Source organism: Algoriphagus persicinus (assembly GCF_035156415.1).
GTDB lineage: Bacteria > Bacteroidota > Bacteroidia > Cytophagales > Cyclobacteriaceae > Algoriphagus > Algoriphagus persicinus.
Genome location: NZ_JAYEEY010000007.1, coordinates 159,255 through 183,184, shown reverse-complemented (window position 1 = coordinate 183,184; position 23,930 = coordinate 159,255). Strand labels below are relative to the sequence as shown.

The window sequence follows — 23,930 nt, the reverse complement described above, 5'->3', positions numbered from 1 at the left end:
CCAATAAACAGGTCTTGAAAATCTCTTTACCAGTCAAAAAAAGACCCTGGATGGATGGCATCTTCTCCCAAATTCAGAATCTAAGCCCCCCTTTTAATTATTCTAATGCATAATCCGGGTTAAAAAATAAAACCCCGCTCGATTGCTCAAGCGGGGCTAGTTTATAGAAAGTTGGTTTAGCTTATAGGCTAGTTACGTATCCTTCAAATCCTGATGCAGTTTTCACTTTAAAGTTGATACCTGCTTCACTTACGCTTTCGATAGCGTAGATTTTATGAAGTCCTTGAGGATTATCGATTTTCTCAGTGTGGATCAATTTGTCACCGTCGTAGATCATTACTTCGATGTCCTTCGCCTCTAGGTTGCTTACAAGCAATCTGTATTTGTTGTCTCCCATTGGAGAAACTCTAGAGTATACTGTTGGAGCCTCTGTTACGAAGTTGTTGAAAGTAGCAGTTCTCAATACGCCAGAAGCGTCCGTAACTTCAATAGAGTAACTTCCTTGAGGAAGAGCTTTAAGATCATACTTTTTAGCAAAAGCTTCATCTTTGTTAATTCTGTCTCTTAAGATCAGACGATCTTCAGAATCTGTGATTTTTACAATCACTGTTCCTTGTGGTGCTTCATTAAAGGATACTGCTACCTTAGTAGTTTCAGTTTTTCTAATTAGAACTGATGTACCTTCTGATTTGGCAAGTGCTCCTGCAGCGATCCCCGCTACAAAAAGCAATGTGAATAATTTTTTCATTTTAATAATTGGTTTGAATAGGTTCTAAATCTTGTGTAACCGCCAGACGGCTGATCCGTCTCTGGGTGGGGTATTTTGGGCTACAGTTTTTATCGGGTTAGCCGATTGGTTTGTTATTATGATTCAAAGGTACAACGGAAAACATCAATTGCAAATACTTCAATATAAAAAGAGAATTGTTAATGATTTGGTAATAAACCCCTTTCAATATTATTGTATTAATAAAATACTCCTGCAATCGATAGCGTAAGTCATTGTATTTCGACTTTTAAGGGTTTATCGGAATATTTATCTGATATTTTAATTTATACAAAATATAATAACTATTATTTAAGAGTATTTCTAAGAAATTCCAATGGAAATTTTGTGAAAAAAAATTTTAATTTTTTTTAAAATGATTTTCGTGTAGAGGTTAATTCAATCCAAATTGAATAATATTAACTCATTTTGGTCAAGATTACTATACTATTTTTACCCTGTATTTATAAAAAGAACAAAAAATATAGGTCTAGAATCAATTTTCTAAACCTATATTTAGAATTACTACAAAAAGTGAAATTCGTAATATATGGGGTTTTTATAAGCATTTTAATTTCTGCCCTTATAATTGGCTGCTTTTGCCACTAATTCCTGGTCAAATGTACCCTTCAATTCAACTACCATCAGATCACCATCCTCACCTCCAACCAGCACAACTAAATCCGAAATCGTATTGCCTCCTTTGGAGTAAACCATCACTCCGCCTTTTTTCCCTTCTGAGGCTTCCATGAGTAAATCATACCGTTCTTTCTCTAGTCCTTTCTGTAGTGCTTTGTATTCTAGTCTTGCATCATCTATATGGTCGGGCAGAGTGAAGAAGTTTAGTTTTTCAATTGACTTCGCTACAGTCGCCATATCATTTTTATCGATATCGATTTTGAAGCCATTGGCAAAGTTCATAAAATTTCCCCCCAGCTCCATGTGGAAGAAGTCATCATCACTTTTATATTTCTCATAAAGCGCTTTGACGCTTTTGCTCTGTGCTTGAACAGCGATCACTGCTCCGATTAATGTTAAGGTTAGAATTAGCTTTTTCATAGTAGTATAATAGTATTGATTTATGTGCTTTTTATGTTCGATCATTGAGTGCCTCGTATTTCGTCTGTCTTAATACTTAATACTTGATACTTTTTACTTAATTATTTGATTCCTTTTGGCCCCTTACTTCCTTTTCCGTACAAGTCCATCCCCGGGATATCAGTCTTCTCAGCAAGTAGGTTCAAATCTTCATAAGTGAAATTGCCCAGCATAGATAGTAAAGTGAAATCACCTTTTTCCCCTGAGATCATCATCAGTTCTTTGACGAGGCCTCCTTCTTCACGAACCATAAACTTAAGGCTACTCTCTTTGTCTTGTATATCCATCAAGTCCTCGTATTTATTTCGGGTAAGTGTGCCCATAGCTTCCTTATAGAAAGTCATTCCGTCAACCTCGTCTGAGGAAAGAATCCGAATGCCCTTCACCTTCTGAATCAAAACACCGAGATCCTCGGAATCCTGATCCGTGCCTGCATTGCTTTTCAGAAAACCTCCAGCCATCTGCATCATCTTCGGGCTGATATATACCCTAGAAAAGCGATCATCATCCATGTATTTGGAGAAAAAGCGCTGAATGGCATCATCCTGAGCTTGCGCCTTTATGACAATGGCGAATAGCAAAAGCGGAATTAATAGAAATTTTTGCATGGCTTATTTAATTATATGGTTGCCAAATAATTGGTTGGTTGTATTCAGGTATTTCAAGTCATTCATCAGAGTCATTTGCTCCTGTCCCTTGGAGAGGTTTGTCTGTATGAGCGCAAATGCCTGCATCACTTCCATGTAAGCCTGTTGTTCAGCTTGCTTTTGCTCATATACTGTCCATCCCCAGGCAGATCCGACAAGGATTGCCACTGATGCCGCCCAGCTCATCCAATTTCTGGTTCTGATCGGGACGGTTTTAGTTGGCATTTTCAAGCTCGGCTCTTCATTAGAGATATCTCTTAAGCTTGAAAACAAAGCTTTCTCATCCTCATACCCCTCAGCATTCTGAAGTAAACGCCTAAGTTCATGCTCTTCGGCCAGGCTGCTCTCAGCTTCCCAGTACTTTTCGAGTAATTCGTCTATTCGCTGGATCATTTGGTTGACTTTTGGTTGAGCATCCGCTCTCGAATGCTTTTTCTGGCTCGGTGAAGGTTTACTTTCACTTGTTCCAGACTTATATCTAGGTGCTCGGTTATTTCCTCGTAACTCAATCCTTCCACTTCTCTCAGGTGGAAAATCTCCTGCTGTCGCAAAGGCAACCCCTTCAGAAGATTCATCACCTGTCTCACCGAGTCTTTTGTGTCCTCCGAAGCAGATTCCTCCATTTTCAATTCTTCCAATCCATCAAGAGATTCCAGCTTCTTGTTCTGACGAAAGTGGACCAAGACTTCATTTTTTAGACTTTTGACCAGCCAGCCAGCAAGATTTGGATGATCCCGCAGCTCATCCTCCCTTGCAAAGGATTTCTCGAAGACATTCTGAAGCAAATCTTCAGCGAGGGAACGATCCCTCACCCAGAGATAACCCAGCCTGTAGAGCCTGCCTCTTTGCGGCCAGATATGTGCTTCAAAAAATGACTTCATTTAATACGGTAATGCATGGAAATGGGGAATGTTACATTTGCGAAGAAAAAAAGTAAAAGTTTTTAAACTTACCCAAAAAAAGGAGAGCTAAAGAAGCTCAATAATTTATAGGTTGGTTGGACGGACTAGCTATACTAAATTGCTTCTAAATTAGCGATGGAAATAGTAGGCATGCCTACTATTTCTTAATTTGCCTATCAGGCATCCAAAAAATGACTCAATATCTTATGATAAAGCAATTGATGCAACAATGAGTAGGGGTTATACATATGAGTTAAAAAGAGGGGTGACTGTTCCGGTTTTCTGTTCAGAACATGAGACTATGCCCTCTGCGAAGTCTTTGTGCTCTGTGTGGTTGAAAAAACGCACAAAAAAAGCCCTGAATTTCTTCAGGGCTGGTGGTGATAAGTGGACTCGAACCACCGACTCACGGATTTTCAGTCCGATGCTCTACCAACTGAGCTATATCACCTTGTTTGTAAAGTGATGCAAAGGTAGATATTTGAGTATTTGAAGCAAGTCATTTTAGAAAAAAATATAGACTAAAACCCAAGAAACACGCTAATATCGTCATTATGAGCTTTTTACCACAACTTATATTTTTGATCCTTTTGGGCGCTGCTAGCTTCTTTTTGATCAAACGAATCAGATTTCTGCGCAGAAATATTCTTCTAGGCAAAGCAAAGCAAAGGAATGATCATCCAGAGAAGCGTTGGCAGACAATGGCATTAGTGGCTTTTGGACAAAAGAAAATGTTTAAGCGTTTGCTCCCGGCATTTCTACACCTGATGGTTTATGTTGGTTTCGTGGTTATCAATCTGGAAGTACTGGAATTTGTTCTGGATGGTATTTTAGGAACCCATCGACTCTTTGCCCCGATATTGGGAAGCATCTATACGGTGGCAATGAATGTATTTGAATTTCTTGCCGTGGCAGTTCTTCTTTCTTGTGTCATATTCCTCATTAGGCGGAATGTGATCAAAGTTCCTCGCTTCACAAAGCCGGAAATGAAGGGCTGGCCAGCCATGGATGCCAATATTATTTTGGTAATAGAAATCGTGCTAATGATCGCCATCCTGAAAATGAATGCTGCTGATCAGATTCTAGCTTCAAGAGGAGTGGGGCATTACATCGTATTGGGAGACTTGTTCTTCAGTGGGCTGTTTCATCCATTATTTGATAGCTTTAGTTCTGAGTTTTTGATCTTAGTGGAGAGAGCAGCATGGTGGTTTCATATTGTCGGTATTTTGGCATTCGCTATTTATGTGACCTACTCTAAGCACTTACATATTTTCTTGGCCTTCCCCAATNTTTGATCTTAGTGGAGAGAGCAGCATGGTGGTTTCATATTGTCGGTATTTTGGCATTCGCTATTTATGTGACCTACTCTAAGCACTTACATATTTTCTTGGCCTTCCCCAATACCTGGTATTCGAATTTGAAGCCTAAAGGAGAAATGGAAAATATGCCTACAGTCACCAATGAAGTGAATATGATGCTTGGAATTCCGACGGATACACCTGCTGATCCTCAGGCTGAAATCGGCAGATTTGGTGCCAAAGACATCAATGATTTGAGTTGGATCAATGTGATGAATGCCTATTCCTGTACGGAATGTGGTAGATGTACGGCTGAATGTCCTGCAAACTTGACAGGGAAAAAGCTTTCTCCGCGCAAGATTATGATGGATGTGCGTGATCGGGCTGAGGAAGTTGGTAAGAGCCTGGACACAGGCGGCAAAGGTCTTGAGGATGGGAAATCACTTTTGGGTGATTACATCACTAAGGAAGAGTTAAACGCCTGTACCAGCTGTAATGCTTGTGTGGAAGCTTGTCCTGTGAATATTGATCCACTTGCAATCATCCTGGAAATGCGCCGCTATGTGGCTATGGAAGAATCCGGGACACCAGCGCAGTGGAACGCTATGTTCCAAAATATGGAAACTAGCTTTGCTCCTTGGAAATTCAGCCCCGCTGATCGATTCAATTGGGCAGAGAAAGTGAAAGATGAGGAAATTCCAAATTGAAAAATTTAAAATTACACGATCACGAATTGTAAGAGGAAAAAGTAACAATGAAATGGTAAAAAATAGCGTCAAGGGTACTTCGGTCATCCGTCATCGGTCTTTCAGCCTATCAATCAAAGAAAATAAGTTTACTGGCATAATAGCGGATAAACCAAAAACTAATCACCATGTCTACATATAAAGTACCAACCATGGCCGAGATGGCCGGCAAAGGAGAAAGTCCAGAAGTCCTGTTCTGGGTGGGCTGCGCCGGATCATTTGATGAGCGATATAAAGCAGTCACGCAGGCTTTTGTGAAAATCCTGAATACAGTGGGTGTTAGCTTCGCTGTCCTTGGCCCCGAAGAAGCCTGTACCGGAGATCCTGCAAGACGTGCCGGGAATGAATTTCTTTTCCAAATGCAAGCAGTAGCAAATATCCAGGTGATGAATGGATACAACATCAAAAAAGTAGTCACTGCCTGTCCACACTGCTTCAATACCATTAAAAATGAATACCCAGCTTTGGGCGGCAATTACGAAGTGATTCACCATTCCCAGTTTCTCCAGCAGCTGATCAATGATGGTAAAGTAGCACTGAAAGGTGGAGGGGAATTTAAAGGAAAGAAAATCACCTTCCACGATTCCTGTTATCTAGGCAGAGCAAACAATGTGTATGAAGCACCAAGAGATGTCATCAATGCCTTGGATGTAGAACTGGTGGAGATGAAGCGCTGCAAGACCAAAGGTCTTTGTTGTGGTGCAGGCGGAGCACAGATGTTCAAAGAACCTGAGCCAGGCAAAAAAGATATAAACGTGGAGCGTACTGAGGAAGCCTTGGCCACTGGAGCCAGCACAATTGCTGTAGGTTGTCCTTTCTGCCTTACCATGATGACAGATGGAGTGAAGAATAAGGAGAAAGAAGCTGAAGTGAAGGTCTATGATCTGGCTGAAATGATCGCCAAAGACATGGGGATTTAAGTTTTTTGTATGAATCAATTTGACCCTTTTTGCCGTTAGGTAGAAAGGGTTTTTCTTTGGCATTAAGTAATACTATATATTATGTACGTTCAGTTTAAAGATATGTCAGAAGATTCACGGGTTTGGGTTTACCAAGCCACGCGTCAATTTTCTGAGCAGGAACAAGATTTAATTGCCAACAGGCTATTCATCTTTTGCGATGGCTGGAATACGCATGGCAATAGAATGCCAACATCATTTAAGATCTTAGATAATCATATCGTTGTATTGGCGGTGGATGAGACAGGTTTGGGGGCGAGTGGCTGCTCTATTGATAGTTCGGTGAGGACTTTGCGAGAGCTGGAAAATGAAATAGAAAACAACATCACGGATCAAGGCAAGGTGACATTTAAATCCGATTCGGGTGAAATCAGCGTAGCTTCTGCTTTAGGAATCAAATCAAAAGTCACTTCTGGAGAGATCAATTCTCAAACACTCGTGATCAATCCTCAGGTGCAAAGCAAAAAAGACTTGGAAAGTGTGTGGATTTTGGCAGGGAATAGCTGGCTGAACAGATACTTTCCAAATTAATTTAGTAATATTCAGCATTGATCATCAATCGCCCTTTCAGATGAAATCGAGCATGACGCAAGCGACACACAGAGGGATGATTTTAACCTGCGAGATTCTCCCGATCCGCCGCGGCGGACAGGACAGGCTATCCCGTTTCCTTCGTCACGGGACAGGTTATGGCCTTTAATAGACAAATTATAATCATATGAAAAACCATTTTTTGTGGATTTGTGCTATACTCATCTTAGGTGTAAGCTCATGCAAGAGTCTTCAGGAAAAAGGAAATGAGCAATTTCTTTCCGGACAGTACCAATATGCCATCAATTCTTTTTCGCAGATCTTGACAGATGATCCTGAAAATATAGAGGCAAATCAGGTTATTGCAGAGAGCTATCGGCTTTCAAATAGAATAGAAGATGCCACTCCTTATTATCAGAAGTTGGTCGATGAAGACCCCACTTTCGAAAGTTATTATCGGTTAGGCCTGAGTTTGAAAGCACAGGATAAAGACGAAGAGGCAAAGGAAGCTTTCGAAAAAGCAAAGGGCTACACACAGGATGAAACCTATTTGGCAGAGACGCAGCGTCAGTTAGAGGCAATTAAACTAAAGCAGGGAATAGAAGATTATTGGCCATATCATGTTTTGGTCAACTACAAAGATCTCAATACGGCAGGCCCTGACTATGCTCCTGTAGTCAATGAAGACTTTCTTTATTTCACTTCGGGGCGGCAGGCAAGCGGACTTTACCCTGCAGATGGCTCACCTTACACTAAATTATTCCGGGCAAGAGCAGATGGAATCCGCGTTGACGTCAGTGGAACTCAGGCTCTTCCTGAATTCAAAAATGAAGAGGGGCTGAATCAGGCCGCCATTGCCATCAGTCCAGATGGCAATACCATCATCTACGCACGAGGAAATTCTACGTCAGAGAAAGATCTACCTGAAACAGCACTTTTTGTGTCTTACTTCAGAGGAGGTGGTTTCACCCAGCCAATTTGGATGCCGGTGAATGAAGACGATACCTGGTGGAATTCTACGCCTGCTTTTTCAGTAAATGGGGAAGAATTATACTTTTCTTCCAATAGGCCGGGAGGTTTTGGTGGAATAGACCTGTATAAAGCAACTAAATTGGCAAATGGTGATTTTGGAAATCCTGTCAACCTTGGTTCGAATATAAATACACCTGGAAACGAGCTTTTCCCAAGGCCTGCGGCTGATGGTAAATTTTTCTTTTCATCTGACGGGCATCCAAGTTATGGAAAGCTAGACCTTTTTGTAGCTGAAAAAAATGAATCTGGTGCTCAGGTCATCAAAAATCTTGGAGAAAATTTCAATAGCACAAATGATGATTTTTCCCTTTTCTTCACAGAATATCCTAAAGCAGGTTTCATCTCATCCAACCGTGATGGCGGTATAGGTGATGATGATATTTATTTCTTTGAGGACAAAACTCCTAAACCAAAAATCATCAACGTTCTTCTCAATGTATTTACGAAGCAACGCGTGGCAGGCGAGGATGATGCAGTCCTGGAGCAAGCGAGAGTGGTCCTATACGACGAAAGCAGCAAGCAAGCAGGTGGTGATTTTTCCAATACAAATGGGCGAGTACGTTTTACGTTGACTCCTGACGCTGACTTTACAATCATCGCATCTAAGAGTGGCTATTTCTCTAAATCCATTCCTTACACCACCAAAGGAAAGACTCCTGATGTCTCCACACTTATTGAAGACGTAACCAATATTACCTTGGACACTACGATTGTATTGGATCAGCTAGTGCTGGATCGCTCTATTGTGCTTGAGAATATCTATTACGATTTGGATAAAGCTGAGATCAGGCCCGATGCAGCTGTAGAACTGGATAAATTGGTTCAGGTATTGAAGGACAATCCGGCTATCAGAATTGAACTAAGCTCGCATACAGATGATAGGTCTTCTGATGCTTACAATCAAAATTTATCTCAGCGAAGAGCCCAATCCGCAGTTGATTACATTGTATCTCAGGGTATATCTTCAGATAGGCTTGTCGCCAAAGGATACGGTGAAAGTCAGTTGATTATAGAAAATGCATCTACCGAAGAAGAACATCAAATTAACAGAAGAACTGAGTTTAAGGTAATTGAAATTAAAGAGTAAAATGAGCTAAGCTGATCTTCGCTTATATGATTATTGCTAAAGAACCTGGGTTATAGCTTCAAAGTAGCCCAGGTTCTTTTAGTATTATTGCTCCTTAAGTTTTCCAGCAATATCCCGCACGATTGTTTCGGCGTGCACCACACTGTTTTCGATAAAGAATTCCCGGGTATTCAATCCTCCGCACACCACTCCTGCTAGATAAACTCCAGGCACATTTGATTCGTGACTTAGCTCATTGTACTGAGGTTGGCATTTCTCGTCTTCACTAAGTTTTACGCCCAGTTGATTCAATAGCCCGAAGTTCGGCTTGTATCCTGTCATGGCGAGTACGAAGTCATTGTCAATGGTCACATCTCCCTCAGGAGTGGAGATCACCACTTCGTGTTCACGGATTTCCTTGAGTTTTGATTTGGTAAAAGCCTTGATAGACCCCTCTTTGATGCGGTTGACTATGTCTGGACGCACCCAGTATTTCACAGCCTGATCCACTTCATCGTCGAGTAAAACCATGCTAACTTCTGCTCCTTTGCGCCAAGTCTCCAAAGCAGCATCCACGGCAGAATTTGCTCCACCTACTACCACAATTTTTTGGTCGATAAATGGCCAAGGTTCTTTGTAGTAGTGATGCACCTTCGGCAAATCCTCGCCAGGAATGTTCATCAGATTCGGCAAATCATAAAAGCCCGTTGCCATAACAATATTTTTTGCCAGGTACATCGTCTTGGATGTGGTAACTTGGAAAAGTGCTTCTTTTTTCTCTAATGTCTTCACTGCTTCATATAGCTTGACTTTGAGATCAAAATGGGAGAAAATCCTGCGGTAATATTCCAATGCTTCGGTGCGATTGGGTTTATTTCCTATGGACATAAAAGGAATTCCCGCCATCTCTAATCTATCTGAGGTAGAGAAAAAAGTCATATTGATAGGGTAATTAAAAATAGAATTAGTGAGCGCCCCTTTTTCAATAATCACGTAGTCCAACCCTGCTTTTTTTGCTTCTATACCACAGGCCAGACCAATGGGTCCTCCACCGATGATCAGCATTTCGTATATCTTCGTCATTTGCGTTAAATAGGTTTTTCCAGCTGAAGCTGAAATTCGCGGTCTTCAAATCTATGGTAATCCCAGTCGAAAGTCCGCTCTTTAAGTTTGGTTAATCCAGATTTGTGCTGTAACACAGCTGTAGAAGAAACAGTGCCGTAATCCCCGTTAATTCTAATCAGCTGGGAGGAAAGTGCTCGCTCCATCTGAGGTGCCATACCTGTAAACGGGAGGAGTTCCGGATTGGCAGTTTCGGTAGATTTGAGAATCTGCAGCAAATCATCTTCATCAAAACTCTGTGTTAGCAATTGTTCTAACTGTAGCTTGGCAAGCTGCGATTTAGGCCAAGGATCATCGATCAGCCCGTTGCTCAAGCCATAGATACCAGGTTGAATTTCCCTGACGCTTTCTCCAAAGTTGCTGTAGTATAAAAGCTGATTTCCATCTGATACCAGCAGATTAAAGCCATCATAGAGGACTTTGTTTTGCTCTATGTCTTTCAAATATGTTTCAGGGTCTATTTGACTCTCGAGAAAATCCTGCACAAGCTTTCCCCTGCTGATTTTTGACTCTCTTTGATGAAGGAAATCCCTATAATTAGTCAATAATGACCAGCGGCCGTTTGGGTGGATTCCCATCCATGTCCCTCCGCTTCTTAAGTCTTTTCCAGCGTAAAAACCCGATTCCCAAAGGTGTATTGCCTGAGAAGGCCGCTCAAAAAACTCATCACGGTTGGCGCTGATGATCAAAGGGAATTCCGGATGCGATTTCCAGGATAAAGCTACAAGACACATGGCTTAAAAATAAGAAAGAAAAGGCCGGAAATTCCGGCCTCTAAGGTGATTATCCAACTTTAATTTCTTCAAGACTTGGGTAGTCGGTGTATCCTTCTTCACCGGGAGTATAGAACGTGTCTTTATCAGGCTGGACAAGATCCGCTCCGAATTTAAACCGCTCGACCAAATCCGGATTGGAAATATAAAGAGTAGCATAGGCAACAGCATCTGCATCGCCTGATCCGATTACTTTATTTCCTTTTTCTTGGTCAAAACCAGCATTGATGACCAATGTTCCTTTATATAACGGTCTAAAGTGCTTGGCTATATTACTTACCAAATAAGGAATATCTGAAACGTCCGTAAATGGCTCCGAAAGATGCAAATAGGCCAAATCGTAATCATTCAGCTTCTTGACGATGTATTCAAAGGTAGGAATTGTCTCTTCATCGGCTTTCATTCCAAATACGCCATTAAGCGATGGATTCAGCCTCAATCCAATTTTTTGCTCTGGCATCACCTCTTTCAGAGCATCTATGATTTCAAAAAGAATTTTTGCTCGATTCTCTATTGATCCACCATACTCATCCCTTCTCACATTACTGGTAGCATTGAAGAACTGATGAAGTAAATAGCCATTGGAACTGTGGATTTCTACCCCATCAAATCCAGCTTCCATCGCATTTTTTCCGGCATTTTTAAAGTCTTGAATAGTCTGTTTGATTTCTTCCCGCGTCATTTCTTTCGGCGTGACAGTTTCTTTGAAGCCCTCAGGGGTGTAGGACTTTTCATTTGGATTGATTGCGGATGGCGCTAGTGGAAGCTCTCCTCCATGAAAATCTGGATGGGAAATTCTTCCCACATGCCAAAGTTGGATGAAAATTTTTCCATCCTCGTCGTGTACTGCTTTGGTTACGCCTTTCCAGCCTTCTACTTGATCAACTGAGTAAATTCCAGGTGTATTGATGTACCCTACGCCTTCCTTGGAAACTTGGGAGCCTTCAGTAATTATCAATCCGGAAGAAGCCCGTTGGGCATAATACTTTTCGTGAATCTCAAAAGGCTTATTTTGAGGATTGGCAGCGCGGCTTCTTGTCATCGGCGCCATCCAAACTCTATTTTTTAATTCTAACCCATTTGTAAGTGTGATGGGTTTCAATAATTCTTGATTGTTATTCATGTTATAGTTGGTTTAATTGTAAAATAGATGTCTATACAACTAATGTCGGGAAAGGAAAGTTCAAATCGAGTTTGAGCTGTAAGAAGATTTTCCTACAAATTGTTTTGAATTCTTATCTATCTCCATTCAAAACCTTTCCAAAGATTACAACCGAACACTTTTTTATCCATAAAAAGACTTGTTCTCAATCATTTTTAAACCTTACCCAAAACACTTATGAAGTATTTTGACAGACTTAAAAAACTGGTAATCAGTTGGTTAATATATTTTAATACGATTAATTTCGTAGATATTTTGAACTTACGCTTCTCTTCGTATATCTTTACTACGAAAATAATCGTATAACCTCGCATGAGTAAGCCAACCGAATCCGAATTAGAAATACTTTCCCTATTGTGGGAAATGAAAGAGTCAACTGTTCGTCAGATCCATGAGCGACTGGCTGAGACTAAGGATACTGGCTATACGACCACGCTGAAGACCTTGCAAAACATGCATGGAAAGCAGATGGTCAATAGAAATGAAGCCCAACGAACGCATGTTTACAGCCCAGCCACCAATCAAAAGGATACACAGAAGTCATTATTAAAAAATCTTGTGACTACAGCTTTTGGCGGTTCTGCACAGAAATTGGTACTCCAGGCTTTGGGTGAAGAAAACCCTTCCAAGGAGGAATTAGATGAAATTCGCGCATTTTTAGACCAACTAGAAAATACGAAATAATGAATCTTTTGAACGACTGGGTTTCCGAAAGTTTACTCTTTGCCATAGGCTGGACACTCGTGCACTCACTTTGGCAATTAATTTTGATTGGAGTTGTGCTGTGGCTAGTACTGAAAGTCTTTCACAAAAGCAGCCCTAGCTTCAAGTATAACCTTGCATTGAGTGGCTTAGGTCTAAGTTTGCTTTTTGCAATAGCCACCTTTATCTACGAATTCTCCAGCTTTAGCCCGACTCCGTTGATGGAGCGAATAGCATTTGAAGGAATTATACTAAGTGAAGTACAAGCCTCAGCGAGTCTGGGAGCAGAGGCCTTGATCAAAATGCTGATAAACTGGATAGAGCTTCAATTACCTCTCTTGGTGAACTTTTGGTTTCTGGGCGCTTTGTTGTTTTTGTTTCGTCTTTTCAACAGCCTTTCCGAAATCAGGACGCTTAGAAAATCATCCTCAGATCCTCAGGATTTTCAGTTGGAGAAAATGCTTTATCGCCTCATGGCAAAAATGAGTGTCACCAAAAACGTTGAGATTAAACTTACTACTTATGGTGTTTCTCCTGTTACATTCGGCTATCTAAAACCTATTATACTTATCCCCGCTGCCTTGGTCTTGCAGTTGAGCCCAGTACAGTTAGAAGCTATCATTGCACATGAACTTGCGCATGTGAAGCGTAACGATTACTTGGCAAATCTTCTTCAGTCTTCACTGGAAGTGCTTTTCTTCTATCATCCTTGCTATTGGTGGATGAATCAGACAGTGAAAGAATTGAGAGAAAATGCTGCCGATTATGTGGCAGTGAAAGCTGGAGTTTCACCACGAGAGTTGGCATACAGCTTAGCGGAAGTATTGAATTTTGCGAAGCAAAATCCACCTGAACTGGCGCTGGCTGTCTCAAAAAAAAGAAATCCTACCCTTCAGAGAATCAAAAGAATATTGGGACATCCAGCCCAGACTTATCCACAAAACCCTATTATTTCTATCCCTATGTTACTAACACTCTTATTAAGTGCAGGCCTAATGGCCACCGCACAGCAGGACGTTCCTGTCTCTATAGAAAAAACTAAACCGCTATCGGTGAATTTAAACACCAATTTAAATCAGGTGGTCGAAGTTGAAGAAAATGTTAACATTAATCTAGATGTCAACTCTAATGTCAATGTGTCGGCTGATACGATTATATCAAAAAGTGATACAGTAATAATAAAGAATACTACAAAGGGATCATATGTGTACCAGCACAATGGCGAAACCATAGTCGTGGAAAATATGCCTGATTTAGTACTTGCTCCAATGCCTCCATTTCCAGCTCAAGCAATGCCGCCAGAGATGGATTTTGCTATGGCCCCTGTACCACCAATGACATTCGAGATGGCTCCAATGATTGGTTTTGACATGGGGAATATGCCAGCCATGGATTTTGATATGGGAAGTATGCCAGCCATGGATTTCATGGTTTCTCCACCTGTTTTCGCCTTTGATACCAATTCTTTTTCTCCAATGGATACGATAAATATGACCAAATCGGAAAAAGAGAAATGGGTGAAAGAAATGGAGCAAAAAGCCAAAGAGTATGCTGTAAAAATGGAAGAGTGGGAGAGTGCGATGCAGCCGAAAATGGAAGCCTATGAGAAAAAAGTCACCGAATGGCAAAAAGAGTATGAGCCCCATATGGAGGCTTTTGAAAAAAAGATGACTGAATGGCAAAAGGCCTTCGAACCTAAGATGAAGGAATTTGAGGTGAAAATGGAGGAATGGCAGAAAAGCCAAGAGCCCAAAATGAAAGAATTCGAAGCCAAAATGAAGTCATGGCAAGATGCCAATGAGCCTAAAATGAAGGAGTATGAGGAGAAGATGAAGGCATGGGAAAAGGAAGTGCAACCCAAGATGGAGGAATACCAGCGTAAAATGGAAATTTGGCAAAAAGAAAATGCAGCCAAAATAGAAGAGTATCAGAAAAAAATTCAACAAGAATTAAAGAAAAAAGACGACAACAAATAGAACTGCCGTTCATCTTAAACTATTCCTGAATAGGTAATTGTGTGTTGATACTTTGAAAAAGACCTGTCCGTTGGGCAGGTCTATTTTTTGGGAATTAATTCTCCAAAAACTTGATATGAGCGAGATGGAAGCTTTCCTAAATATTTGTGCAAAATCACTTGGGAATCAATGCTTTCAAATCATCAAGCGTATTTGCGTCAGCTATTTTCTTGTCCTGGCGCCAGCGTAGAATCCTTGGAAATCGAACAGCTACTCCGCTTTTATGACGATTGGAAAAAGCAATTCCTTCAAAAGCCAGCTCAAACACTAGTGTTGGTTCCACGCTACGCACCGGCCCAAATCGTTCTAAGGTAGTGCGTTTGATTATGCTGTCAACTTGTGCAAACTCCTTATCGGTAAGTCCAGAATAGGCTTTTGCAAAAGTCACTAACTCTTTTTTACCATTTTCATCTAGTTGCCAGAGCCCAAAAGTATAATCAGTAAAAAGGTTTGTTCTCCTGCCATGTCCTCGCATCGCATAAGTCAGCACAGCATCAATTGTCAGCGGATCAATTTTCCACTTCCACCAATCTCCTTTTTTCCGGCCTACCTGATAGCTGGCTGATTTATTTTTTAGCATCAATCCTTCACTGCGCTTTTCTCTGGATAATTCCCGCTCCGCGATTACTTCTTCCCATGAATTGAAGCTAATTTGATCGGAAATTTGTAAGACTGGATGGTTAGCATTGTAAACTAGAGTTTCTAAAAAAACTCTACGCTCCTGATAGCTTAGGTTTCTTATGTCTTGTCCGTTAAATTCTAAAATGTCATAAGATTTGAAGATTACAGGGACTTTTGTAAGAATAGCATTACTTACATTTTTTCTACCTATACGGGTTTGCAGATCGTTGAATAGGCCGATTTGACTATTTATAAACGGCAGTATTTCTCCGTCGATTACAGTTCCTTCCGGAAGAAAATTGGCTAATCCTGCTATTTCAGGATATTTCTCTGTTACAAGTTCTTCTCCTCTGGACCAGATAAAGATTTCTTTTTTCCGGAAAATCACCTGTCCGCGTATCCCATCCCATTTATGCTCAGCTATCCAATCGGAGACGTTCCCTAATTCATTGACTTCATTTTCGAGAGCGTAGGCGAGATAAAAAGGATAAGGTTTGGAGACGTAGGCTTGCTCATTTCTTCCAAAGATCAACTCTTCGAAAGTGCTGTCATCCGCACTCCAGTTGCCCATTAATCGGTAGGCGAGTTCATCTTCAGGAACTAAGGTGACCTGTGAAAGAGCTTTGGTCATCAACTTCTGGCTGATACCGATCCGGAAGGATCCTGTCAGTAATTTTGTAAACACAAAACGGGAATAATAATCCAATTGCATCCACATTTGCTGCACATATACCTTTTTTTCGAGATCCGTTTTAGGCTTCAATAAAACGAGCTCATCGAGAATCTCGCTCAGAGACTTTTCACAAGTATGCTCATCATTGGGCACTACCAGCGCTATTGACTCTGCGAGGTCTCCAACGATATGATAGCTTTCTTCAAACAGCCAAAGGGGAATCTGGGCAAGTTCGGCAGCATAAACCCGTAACAAGGTGGTATTCACAGGCCGTGGCGGTCTTCTATGAGATAGAATTGCCATCGTCCATAGCTTGTCCTGCTCATCTGCTTCTGCAAAGTATCCAGCCAAAGCAGCCACTTTTTGGTTGGTTTTATTGGTTGAATCTAGCTTCTCAATCAGTTCGGCGAATTGTTTCATGCTAATTCTACAGTTTCTGCGATAGAAGAATCTTCTTTTTCACCATCGTAATCAGTATTTTCTATACTGGCATCATATCCAATTTCCCGGAGGTATCTGCTGAATATGTCTGTGTAGCCATGGGTGCAGATTACTCGACTTGCATCACTTGCTTTGATACTTTGCAATAGTCCCTGCCAATCGCAATGATCAGAAAGCACGAACCCTTTATCTGTAGCACGGCGTGATCTCGCTCCGCGAAAAGCCATCCAGCCACTACAGGTGCCAGTCTCAAAAGGAACAAATTTCCGCATCCAAGGAGAGCCGTGAGCACTTGGAGGAGCAACTACCATGTTTCCCCTAATTTCCTTGGCGGTAGTTTCTTTGGTTATGAGGGTTGTTTTAGGCATTTCTAGCTGTGGTCGAAGCACTTCCGTCATATTCTCCACAGCTCCGTGCGTGAATAATTCCCCTATTGAAGGATCAAGGTGTTTGAGAATCCGTTGGGCTTTACCTAACGTGTAACCAAAAAGAACCGAGGTTTTGCCTTCTGATTTATTGCTTTGCCACCAAGAATTGATTTCTTCGAAGACAGATGCCTGTGTTTTCCACTTGAAAGCAGGAAGTCCAAATGTGCATTCGGTGATCATCGTATTGCATTTGATCGATTCATAAGGAGTGCAAACTCCGTCATTTTCTGTTTTATAGTCTCCTGTGAAAACCCAGACTTCACCTTTATATTCTACTCTTACTTGCGAGGAGCCTATGATGTGTCCGGCAGGATGAAGGCTAAATGTGACTCCGTTTATCTGAAAAGGCTCATTCCAGCCTATTCCCTGCACATTTATTTCACCTAGTCTATGGCGGATTATTGGGATGTTAGTGTGATGTGTTAGATATTTATTATGTCCAAATCTGGAATGATCAGAATGTCCATGTGTTATAATTGCCTGCTTCACCGGCTTCCAAGGATCAATGTAAACCTGTGCTTGCGGACAATAAATTCCTTTGGAGTTAAAAATCAAGAGTTGAGAAGCAGACATTTAAAGGGGGGTTAATAATCAAAACTTTTCAATACAACGATTGTTCCCCCGAATGCTAGAAGTAGATATTTTTACTTTTCCATCATGGATAAAGTGGTTTGTAGAAGTCAGGCCTTTAGAACCAAAAATAAGCGAACGCAAGCAGTAGGGAACTTAGCCCCAAACTTTAATCGAGTCAACGGATTAATTCTCCTCATTTCCCGAATTTGATTCCCCATTTTAATTGTCTTTTGGGATCATAATCATGTTAATTAATATAAAAATAAGGTCTTTTTTGCGATCTGAAATTGATTTTTAAAGGTACTCCTCCATGGCATTAATTATGAATATTTAGTGATACAATTAATTAATATAATTACCGCTTACACCAAAAAGGCATGAGTGCATTTGAGGATAAAGTAAAGGGAAACTGGAACGTAATAAAAGGTAAGTTGAAGCAAGAATACGGTGATTTGACTGATGACGATTTGACTGATGATGAAAGAAAAGCAGATGAGCTTCTTGGTAGAATTCAGAAGAAAACTGGAAAATCCAAAGAAGAAGTGAAGTCTTTTATCGACCGTTAATAAACTTGAATAATGCCAAAATGTAAAAGCGTTCTCAACTCGATAGCGCTTTTTTATGCATTTTCATACAACTTAGCCTTTGAACTTTTGGGTAAACTTTTATGGGTATTTTTTCTGAAGCTGGCATTCTTTCTTTTCACTTGATTAACTTTCTATTACCTGGGGGATATCTCCCCACTTCGGAGGAGAGTTTAGATGGATCATGGGAAATCTCCCCACTTTTCTATTGAAGTCTCCCGCCATATAGCTAAGATATTCTTTTTCAACGATAAGAAAGGGCTAAAATGCTCTGTTTTGCCCCATTTTGGGGAAGATCTAACCTCTTTCTAATCAATACTATACCCTTAAAAAAAACCTTGATTTTTTCGACTAAATATTGGGATGGAATAAAGATTTGTCTACTTTTAAGTGAAAGTGGTAAATTGTGGGGGAAAGTGGTAGAAAGTGAAAGTCATTTTATTACTTTTGTCTTTACTACAAACTCAACATTCTAAAGGGTTCAAGAAATTATGTTCAACAGTCAATACGATTGCAAGCTAGACCCCAAAGGGCGTTTGGTTTTGCCGGCCAAGATCAAGGCGGCAATTCCGGAGGCTAATGGGAGTACGCTTATGCTGCGGATGGCTGAAGATAGGTGCTTGGCTCTATATACGTTAGTGGAGTATAAGAAACTGGAGAATCAAATAAAGTCTCTGAACATTAATAACGCTGAGCAGCGGTTGTTGCAAAGGTCTTTTTTCAATTCAGTCACTGATGTGGAGTTGGATAGTGCCGGCAGGTTGTTGATACCAAAGCATTTTCAAATCTATGCCGGCTTAGAGAAAGATATCATGGTAGCGGGAAACGGGACTAGAATAGAAATCTGGAATTCTGAAAACTACCTGAATAACATAATCAAGGATCCGGCGGATTTGTCCAGCCTGATGGAAAAACATCTCTCTTAATCTCATGACGGAGTCTATTTACCATATCCCAGTGATGCTAGCCAAATGCACTGAAGGATTGTCTATTGATCCCAGCGGGATTTATGTGGACCTGACTTTTGGTGGAGGCGGACACTCCAGAGAGATTTTGAAGCAGTTGGATAAGGGGCATTTATATGCATTTGATCAGGATGTGGATGCTGAGGCTAATATTCCTGCGAGCGAAAATTTCACATTTATCGCAGCCAATTTCCGGGATTTGAAAAAATACCTGAGGCTGCATGGGGTGAAGAAAGTCGATGGCATTTTAGCAGACTTGGGGATTTCATCCCATCAGATCGATGAGCCTAGCAGAGGTTTTTCTACCAGATTCAGCGGTAGCCTGGATATGCGAATGAATCAATCAGATGATATTTCTGCCAAAGAGGTATTGAATACATACGATGAAGGCAGGCTGCATAAGATTCTCGGGATGTATGGTGAGGTGAAAAATGCCAAGACACTCGCCCAAGCAATCGTCTCCGAAAGAGCTTCACAACCATTTGAGACTACAGAGGGCTTTACCTCCTTTCTGAAGAAATACGCTCCTCGGGGCAAAGACTTTAAATATTACGCTCAGGTCTTTCAGGCTTTGAGAATAGAAGTAAACGATGAGATGGGTGCGTTGGAAGAAATGCTGATGGAAGCAGTCGATGTGCTTAAGCCCCAAGGTCGGTTGGTAGTGATGAGCTATCACAGTTTGGAAGATCGCTTGGTGAAAAACCTGATGATCAAAGGCAAATTTCAAGGTGAGGTGGAAAAGGATTTCTATGGGAATCTTATTCGGCCTCTGGAGCCAATCAGCAGAGGAGCTGTGGTGGCAGATGCGGAGGAAATAGCATCTAATCCTAGAGCAAGAAGTGCAAAACTCAGAATAGCGAAGAAGACAGAGGTATGAGTAATAACGCTTACAGAAAAAAATTGAAATCGGGTAACAAGCCAAAAGGCGGCCCTCGCAAATCCATCTTTAGCTGGATGGAAGAGAAGCTGGATATCACTGGCATATTGGGTGAAGGAGTGCCTGTCCAATTGGTTCCCCCGGTTGGATTTGTGGCCTTACTGGCTTTGATCTATATCTGGAGCAATCACCGCGCGGAAAACATGGTGCGCAAGATCGAAAAAGCACAGCAGGAAGTAGAAGATCTTCGTGCAGATGTCACTACGCTGGAAGCAGAATACATGCTGAGTAGCATGCAATCTGAGGTGGCTAAGCGTGTAGCCCAACAAGGAATATTTGAACTGAATCAGCCACCGATAAAAATTGAAGTAGAAAAGTGAATTTTAAACGATCCATATTGCTCCGAGTACGGGTGGTGTTCATCCTGATAGCGCTTTGCTCTGCGGCTATCCCGTACAACGTCGCCAAACTTCAGATGGCGGATGGAGACGTATGGCGTGAAAAAGCCGAAACAATCAACTTTCAATACCGAGAGGTACCTGCCACGCGAGGCAATATCTTCGCAAGCGATGGAAGTTTGCTCGCAACCAGCCTGCCTTTTTATAGAGTGGCCCTAGATCCTACTATTGCTAAGTCGGATAGTTTCAAAGCCGGAATTGATTCCCTGGCAAGATTGCTTTCTATTTACTACAAGGATAAATCAGCAGCCTCATATAAAAGAATGATCAATGATGCCAGGCTTGATAATAAGCGGTATCTGGTATTGAACAGAAAGCAAATCGGCTATCAAGGCATGCAGGAAATGTCCAACTGGCCGATTTTCAGAAGTGGGAGATTAGGGGGTGGAGTGATTTTCGAGAAGGTAGAGAAAAGATATAGACCGTTTAATTCCCTTGCCAGCCGAACAGTTGGCTTTTTGAATGAGAATGATTACGGTGCCGGAATAGAGTACAGCTTCAATAATTACTTGCAGGGTCAGGATGGTAAGGCGCTTTTTCAGCGATTAGCTGGGGGGAGCTGGAAGCCGGTTTTTGATGCAGAAGATGTGAAGCCTGAGAATGGCTATGATGTCACCACTACCTTGGATGTCAATATTCAGGATGTAGCAGAAACAGCCCTAAGACGTCAATTGACAGATCGAGATGCCGAATTTGGTGCTGTGATCGTGATGGAGGTAAAGACTGGACAGATCAAGGCGATCACCAATTTGCAGCGAAATACCAGTGGAAATGGATATGGAGAGAATTACAATTTCGCCATCGGCGACCAGGGAAATACAGAGCCTGGCTCCACATTCAAACTTCTCTCCATGCTTGTGCTATTGGAAGAAAATAAGGTCACACTGGAAGAAACAGTGGAGACTGGCAATGGCGCACACAAATTTTATAACCAAGTGATGCGTGATGCTCATTATGGAGGTTTTGGCACGCTGACGATTCGGGAGGCATTTGAGAAATCTTCCAATGTGGGTATCTCCAAATTGGTTGATGAGCACTTCGGTTCTAGTCCGTCCAAATTCATGGCATACATAGACAAGGTCGGCTTGAGAGAGCCTTTTGGTTTTCAGCTGATAGGAGAAGGAAAGCCTTTTTTCAAAAAACCAGGAGCAAAAGACTGGTATGGCACTTCCCTGCCATGGATTTCCATAGGCTATGAAATAAAGCTAAACCCACTTCATACACTCGCTCTGTATAATGCTGTGGCAAATGGTGGGAAAATGATGAAGCCCTATATCGTAAAAGCGATTTCCAGAGGGAATACGATAGAACAACGGTATGTGCCTGAAGTAGTGCGTAAGCAAATCGCATCTGAGAAAAACATCAAACTCCTGCAGAGCCTGCTAGAAGGCGTAGTAGTGCGAGGTACTGCGAGGAATATTGCCAATGCAGATTATAAAATAGCGGGAAAAACAGGCACTGCCCAGAAGCTGGTCAACGGAAAATATACCAGAAATTATTACACAAGCTTTGCAGGCTATTTCCCTGCAGATCATCCGAAGTATTCCATGATCGTGGTGATAGACAGTCCAAAAGGCTTTGCAGCTTATGGGGGAGATGTGTCAGCACCGGTGTTCAAGGAAATCGCAGACAAAATCTATGCACTAGACATAGAGCTCAATCCGGATAATCAGCAAGAGATTTTGAGAGCTGAAGCAGCAGGGACTCAATTACCTTATGTGAAAGCCGGTAAAGCGGAAGAGTTACAGGGGATTTTTCAGGAATTGGGATTGAAAGCTTCCCCTGCAAATCCGGAAGAGTGGGTGAAGACTGTTGCACATGAAGCTAGTGTGGAAATGAACGTCAATGATACGGATCAATCCCTTGTCCCGGATGTGTCCGGACTTCCGCTAAGAGATGCGCTTTTCATACTTGAGAATAAAGGAATGAAGGTCAATTACACAGGAAAGGGCAGAGTGAAAGGCCAGTCTATTTCTCCTGGAACTGCTTTGATGCCAAACGCAACCATAAATCTGGTATTAGGATAAATGAAAGTACTGAAAGACATATTATATAAAGTATCACTTACCTCTACCACAGGAGACATGGAGCTGGGGGTGAAAGATATTGTCTTTGACAGCCGTCAAGTGACGGAGGGAAGTGCTTTTGTGGCAATCAATGGTACTCAGGTAGATGGACATGAATTCATTGAAAAAGCCATCGGATTGGGTGCTCAGAGTATCGTTTGTGAGCAATTGCCTGAAAAACTTCTGAACGGAGTGACCTATGTAGAAGTAGTGAACTCTGCTAGTGCACTTGGCGTCATGGCAAGTAACTATTTTGATAATCCTTCAGAGACTATCCAAGTAGTAGCCATCACAGGAACCAATGGCAAGACGACTACAGCTACCCTTTTGCATCAGTTATTTATGCGAATGGGTTACAGCACTGGCTTGCTTTCCACGGTGGAGAATAAGATCAATGAAACAGTAATACATGCGACACATACCACTCCAGATGCGGTGAGTGTGCAGGCTTTGCTTCGCAAAATGGTAGCAGAAGGCTGTACGCATTGCTTTATGGAAGCGAGTTCTCATGCGATTGTGCAAGAGAGAGTAGCTGGATTGAAGCTAGCTGGAGCTGTTTTTACAAATATCAGCCACGACCACCTAGATTATCATGGTACGTTTGATGCCTACATCAAGGCTAAGAAAAAATTGTTTGACGAGCTTCCAAAAGATGCTTTTGCGCTGGTAAACGGGGACGATAAGCGTGGAGCTATCATGCTACAGAATTGCAAGGCTACGCATCAGACATTTGCGCTTAAATCCCCTGCTGATTTTAAGGCCAAGATCATTTCAAATACGCTTGAAGGACTTGAGCTGGAGATCAACAGCAAGCTGATTTGGTTCAGAATGATCGGCGCATTCAATGCCTACAATCTTCTTGGCGTTTTGGGAGTCACAGTGCTCTTGGGTGAGGAGGAGGATGAAGTGCTCCGTGAGTTATCGGCGATTCGTGGAGCCAAAGGTCGTTTTGATAGAATCTCTATTGCCGGTATTACCGCTATCGTGGATTATGCACATACACCCGATGCTCTGGACAACGTCCTGAAGACAATCAATGGAGCAAGAACGGGAGGCGAGCAACTGATCACAGTAATTGGATGCGGTGGAAACCGCGACAAGACCAAGCGTCCTGTAATGGCGAAAATAGCTGTTCAGGAAAGCGATAAAGCCATACTTACTTCTGACAATCCCCGCTTTGAGGAGCCAGAAGAAATATTGAAAGACATGGAGGCTGGAGTAGGCACGTCTGAAATCAGAAAAACATTAACCATAGTGGATCGCCGAGAAGCTATTAAGACGGCCTGTATGCTTTCCCAAAAAGGAGATATCATCCTGATCGCCGGCAAAGGCCATGAGGATTATCAGGAGGTCAAAGGGGTGAAACATCACTTTGATGATACTGAAGTAGTAACCGAGTTTTTACAACAATTGACACAGAGCTGA

At 41.7% G+C, this 23,930-nt stretch carries 22 protein-coding genes, 1 tRNA gene and 2 pseudogenes; 14 read left to right on the top strand and 11 right to left on the bottom strand.

All coding sequences use genetic code 11. The features are described 5' to 3' along the window. Positions 1 to 181: 181 nt before the first annotated feature. From U3A58_RS07800 to U3A58_RS07775, 6 genes are all read right to left on the bottom strand, one after another. The gene (locus U3A58_RS07800) at positions 182 to 748 is read right to left on the bottom strand and encodes a hypothetical protein (protein ID WP_323822847.1); all 567 of its coding nucleotides are present in this window, start codon (positions 746 to 748) and stop codon (positions 182 to 184) included. A 588-nt stretch (positions 749 to 1,336) separates the two neighbouring features. Further along, complete coding sequence (locus tag U3A58_RS07795) at positions 1,337 to 1,825, bottom strand: DUF4252 domain-containing protein (protein ID WP_323822846.1); 489 nt, start codon at positions 1,823 to 1,825, stop codon at positions 1,337 to 1,339. 101 nt (positions 1,826 to 1,926) lie between these two features. Continuing rightward, positions 1,927 to 2,472, bottom strand: a complete 546-nt coding sequence (locus tag U3A58_RS07790; protein ID WP_323822845.1) for a DUF4252 domain-containing protein — start codon at positions 2,470 to 2,472, stop codon at positions 1,927 to 1,929. Between the two features lie 3 nt (positions 2,473 to 2,475). Continuing rightward, positions 2,476 to 2,904: a hypothetical protein gene (locus U3A58_RS07785; RefSeq protein ID WP_323822844.1), complete on the bottom strand. Its 429-nt coding sequence runs from the start codon at positions 2,902 to 2,904 to the stop codon at positions 2,476 to 2,478. Beyond that, positions 2,901 to 3,392: an RNA polymerase sigma factor gene (locus tag U3A58_RS07780; RefSeq protein WP_323822843.1), complete on the bottom strand. Its 492-nt coding sequence runs from the start codon at positions 3,390 to 3,392 to the stop codon at positions 2,901 to 2,903. Before U3A58_RS07780 ends, U3A58_RS07785 begins: the two co-directional genes overlap by 4 nt. 396 nt (positions 3,393 to 3,788) lie before the next feature. After that, positions 3,789 to 3,864 (bottom strand) — tRNA-Phe (locus U3A58_RS07775). 103 nt (positions 3,865 to 3,967) lie between these two features. Between U3A58_RS07775 and U3A58_RS21790 the strand changes: the two are divergent. The 6 genes and pseudogenes from U3A58_RS21790 to U3A58_RS07750 form a co-directional block, all read left to right on the top strand. Beyond that, a pseudogene (locus tag U3A58_RS21790) lies at positions 3,968 to 4,690 on the top strand (Fe-S oxidoreductase); the annotation flags it as partial. A gap of 110 nt (positions 4,691 to 4,800) precedes the next feature. Continuing rightward, positions 4,801 to 5,418: pseudogene (locus U3A58_RS21785) on the top strand (4Fe-4S dicluster domain-containing protein); the annotation flags it as partial. Between the two features lie 167 nt (positions 5,419 to 5,585). Next, a complete protein-coding gene (locus U3A58_RS07765; RefSeq protein ID WP_323822842.1) occupies positions 5,586 to 6,377 on the top strand; it encodes a (Fe-S)-binding protein in 792 nt (263 codons plus the stop codon). 102 nt (positions 6,378 to 6,479) lie between these two features. Beyond that, on the top strand, positions 6,480 to 6,947 hold the full coding sequence (locus tag U3A58_RS07760; RefSeq protein WP_323822841.1) for a hypothetical protein: 468 nt from the start codon (positions 6,480 to 6,482) through the stop codon (positions 6,945 to 6,947). Between the two features lie 40 nt (positions 6,948 to 6,987). Continuing rightward, positions 6,988 to 7,116 carry a hypothetical protein gene (locus U3A58_RS07755; RefSeq protein WP_323822840.1) on the top strand — a complete coding sequence of 43 codons (129 nt, stop codon included), beginning with the start codon at positions 6,988 to 6,990 and terminating at the stop codon, positions 7,114 to 7,116. An 18-nt stretch (positions 7,117 to 7,134) separates the two neighbouring features. Beyond that, positions 7,135 to 9,066 (top strand): CHU_0125 family OmpA-like outer membrane integrity protein, encoded by a 1,932-nt coding sequence (locus U3A58_RS07750; protein WP_323822839.1) that lies wholly within the window; start codon positions 7,135 to 7,137, stop codon positions 9,064 to 9,066. An 84-nt stretch (positions 9,067 to 9,150) separates the two neighbouring features. On the opposite strand, the gene U3A58_RS07745 is transcribed toward U3A58_RS07750, so the two are convergent. From U3A58_RS07745 to U3A58_RS07735, 3 genes are read right to left on the bottom strand one after another with little or no spacing between them, the layout of a single operon-like run. Beyond that, on the bottom strand, positions 9,151 to 10,128 hold the full coding sequence (locus tag U3A58_RS07745) for a YpdA family putative bacillithiol disulfide reductase (protein ID WP_323822838.1): 978 nt from the start codon (positions 10,126 to 10,128) through the stop codon (positions 9,151 to 9,153). Between the two features lie 5 nt (positions 10,129 to 10,133). After that, a complete protein-coding gene (locus U3A58_RS07740) occupies positions 10,134 to 10,901 on the bottom strand; it encodes an NRDE family protein (RefSeq protein WP_323822837.1) in 768 nt (255 codons plus the stop codon). Positions 10,902 to 10,950: 49 nt separating this feature from the next. Beyond that, positions 10,951 to 12,063, bottom strand: a complete 1,113-nt coding sequence (locus tag U3A58_RS07735; protein WP_323822836.1) for an alkene reductase — start codon at positions 12,061 to 12,063, stop codon at positions 10,951 to 10,953. A 351-nt stretch (positions 12,064 to 12,414) separates the two neighbouring features. On the opposite strand from U3A58_RS07735, the gene U3A58_RS07730 reads away from it, so the two are divergent. Further along, positions 12,415 to 12,786: a BlaI/MecI/CopY family transcriptional regulator gene (locus U3A58_RS07730; protein ID WP_323822835.1), complete on the top strand. Its 372-nt coding sequence runs from the start codon at positions 12,415 to 12,417 to the stop codon at positions 12,784 to 12,786. Beyond that, positions 12,786 to 14,780, top strand: coding sequence for a M56 family metallopeptidase (locus tag U3A58_RS07725; protein WP_323822834.1), 1,995 nt, complete (start codon positions 12,786 to 12,788; stop codon positions 14,778 to 14,780). Before U3A58_RS07730 ends, U3A58_RS07725 begins: the two co-directional genes overlap by 1 nt. Before the next feature lie 154 nt (positions 14,781 to 14,934). Here the strand turns inward: U3A58_RS07725 and U3A58_RS07720 are convergent, their stop codons facing one another. Together U3A58_RS07720 and U3A58_RS07715 are read right to left on the bottom strand one after the other, a co-directional pair. Further along, complete coding sequence (locus U3A58_RS07720) at positions 14,935 to 16,533, bottom strand: ATP-dependent DNA ligase (protein ID WP_323822833.1); 1,599 nt, start codon at positions 16,531 to 16,533, stop codon at positions 14,935 to 14,937. Next, positions 16,530 to 17,555, bottom strand: coding sequence for a ligase-associated DNA damage response exonuclease (locus U3A58_RS07715; protein WP_323822832.1), 1,026 nt, complete (start codon positions 17,553 to 17,555; stop codon positions 16,530 to 16,532). Before U3A58_RS07715 ends, U3A58_RS07720 begins: the two co-directional genes overlap by 4 nt. Before the next feature lie 377 nt (positions 17,556 to 17,932). Here U3A58_RS07715 and U3A58_RS07710 point away from each other — a divergent pair, with 377 nt between their 5' ends. From U3A58_RS07710 to U3A58_RS07685, 6 genes are all read left to right on the top strand, one after another. Then, on the top strand, positions 17,933 to 18,121 hold the full coding sequence (locus U3A58_RS07710; RefSeq protein WP_323822831.1) for a CsbD family protein: 189 nt from the start codon (positions 17,933 to 17,935) through the stop codon (positions 18,119 to 18,121). A gap of 509 nt (positions 18,122 to 18,630) precedes the next feature. Beyond that, complete coding sequence (gene mraZ / locus U3A58_RS07705; RefSeq protein ID WP_323822830.1) at positions 18,631 to 19,065, top strand: division/cell wall cluster transcriptional repressor MraZ; 435 nt, start codon at positions 18,631 to 18,633, stop codon at positions 19,063 to 19,065. 4 nt (positions 19,066 to 19,069) lie between these two features. Further along, complete coding sequence (gene rsmH / locus U3A58_RS07700) at positions 19,070 to 19,981, top strand: 16S rRNA (cytosine(1402)-N(4))-methyltransferase RsmH (protein WP_323822829.1); 912 nt, start codon at positions 19,070 to 19,072, stop codon at positions 19,979 to 19,981. After that, positions 19,978 to 20,361 (top strand): FtsL-like putative cell division protein, encoded by a 384-nt coding sequence (locus U3A58_RS07695; protein WP_323822828.1) that lies wholly within the window; start codon positions 19,978 to 19,980, stop codon positions 20,359 to 20,361. The genes rsmH and U3A58_RS07695 overlap by 4 nt, the downstream gene beginning before the upstream one ends. Then, positions 20,358 to 22,466, top strand: a complete 2,109-nt coding sequence (locus U3A58_RS07690; protein WP_323822827.1) for a penicillin-binding protein — start codon at positions 20,358 to 20,360, stop codon at positions 22,464 to 22,466. The genes U3A58_RS07695 and U3A58_RS07690 overlap by 4 nt, the downstream gene beginning before the upstream one ends. Further along, positions 22,467 to 23,930, top strand: coding sequence for a UDP-N-acetylmuramoyl-L-alanyl-D-glutamate--2,6-diaminopimelate ligase (locus tag U3A58_RS07685; RefSeq protein ID WP_323822826.1), 1,464 nt, complete (start codon positions 22,467 to 22,469; stop codon positions 23,928 to 23,930).

What these genes read in the sequence shown, in the direction of transcription:
- U3A58_RS07800 (WP_323822847.1), bottom strand. Translation starts at nt 748, where the DNA reads ATGAAAAAATTATTCACATTGCTTTTTGTAGCGGGGATCGCTGCAGGA.
- U3A58_RS07795 (WP_323822846.1), bottom strand. Translation starts at nt 1,825, where the DNA reads ATGAAAAAGCTAATTCTAACCTTAACATTAATCGGAGCAGTGATCGCT.
- U3A58_RS07790 (WP_323822845.1), bottom strand. Translation starts at nt 2,472, where the DNA reads ATGCAAAAATTTCTATTAATTCCGCTTTTGCTATTCGCCATTGTCATA.
- U3A58_RS07785 (WP_323822844.1), bottom strand. Translation starts at nt 2,904, where the DNA reads ATGATCCAGCGAATAGACGAATTACTCGAAAAGTACTGGGAAGCTGAG.
- U3A58_RS07780 (WP_323822843.1), bottom strand. Translation starts at nt 3,392, where the DNA reads ATGAAGTCATTTTTTGAAGCACATATCTGGCCGCAAAGAGGCAGGCTC.
- U3A58_RS07765 (WP_323822842.1), top strand. Translation starts at nt 5,586, where the DNA reads ATGTCTACATATAAAGTACCAACCATGGCCGAGATGGCCGGCAAAGGA.
- U3A58_RS07760 (WP_323822841.1), top strand. Translation starts at nt 6,480, where the DNA reads ATGTCAGAAGATTCACGGGTTTGGGTTTACCAAGCCACGCGTCAATTT.
- U3A58_RS07755 (WP_323822840.1), top strand. Translation starts at nt 6,988, where the DNA reads ATGAAATCGAGCATGACGCAAGCGACACACAGAGGGATGATTTTAACC.
- U3A58_RS07750 (WP_323822839.1), top strand. Translation starts at nt 7,135, where the DNA reads ATGAAAAACCATTTTTTGTGGATTTGTGCTATACTCATCTTAGGTGTA.
- U3A58_RS07745 (WP_323822838.1), bottom strand. Translation starts at nt 10,128, where the DNA reads ATGACGAAGATATACGAAATGCTGATCATCGGTGGAGGACCCATTGGT.
- U3A58_RS07740 (WP_323822837.1), bottom strand. Translation starts at nt 10,901, where the DNA reads ATGTGTCTTGTAGCTTTATCCTGGAAATCGCATCCGGAATTCCCTTTG.
- U3A58_RS07735 (WP_323822836.1), bottom strand. Translation starts at nt 12,063, where the DNA reads ATGAATAACAATCAAGAATTATTGAAACCCATCACACTTACAAATGGG.
- U3A58_RS07730 (WP_323822835.1), top strand. Translation starts at nt 12,415, where the DNA reads ATGAGTAAGCCAACCGAATCCGAATTAGAAATACTTTCCCTATTGTGG.
- U3A58_RS07725 (WP_323822834.1), top strand. Translation starts at nt 12,786, where the DNA reads ATGAATCTTTTGAACGACTGGGTTTCCGAAAGTTTACTCTTTGCCATA.
- U3A58_RS07720 (WP_323822833.1), bottom strand. Translation starts at nt 16,533, where the DNA reads ATGAAACAATTCGCCGAACTGATTGAGAAGCTAGATTCAACCAATAAA.
- U3A58_RS07715 (WP_323822832.1), bottom strand. Translation starts at nt 17,555, where the DNA reads ATGTCTGCTTCTCAACTCTTGATTTTTAACTCCAAAGGAATTTATTGT.
- U3A58_RS07710 (WP_323822831.1), top strand. Translation starts at nt 17,933, where the DNA reads ATGAGTGCATTTGAGGATAAAGTAAAGGGAAACTGGAACGTAATAAAA.
- mraZ (WP_323822830.1), top strand. Translation starts at nt 18,631, where the DNA reads ATGTTCAACAGTCAATACGATTGCAAGCTAGACCCCAAAGGGCGTTTG.
- rsmH (WP_323822829.1), top strand. Translation starts at nt 19,070, where the DNA reads ATGACGGAGTCTATTTACCATATCCCAGTGATGCTAGCCAAATGCACT.
- U3A58_RS07695 (WP_323822828.1), top strand. Translation starts at nt 19,978, where the DNA reads ATGAGTAATAACGCTTACAGAAAAAAATTGAAATCGGGTAACAAGCCA.
- U3A58_RS07685 (WP_323822826.1), top strand. Translation starts at nt 22,467, where the DNA reads ATGAAAGTACTGAAAGACATATTATATAAAGTATCACTTACCTCTACC.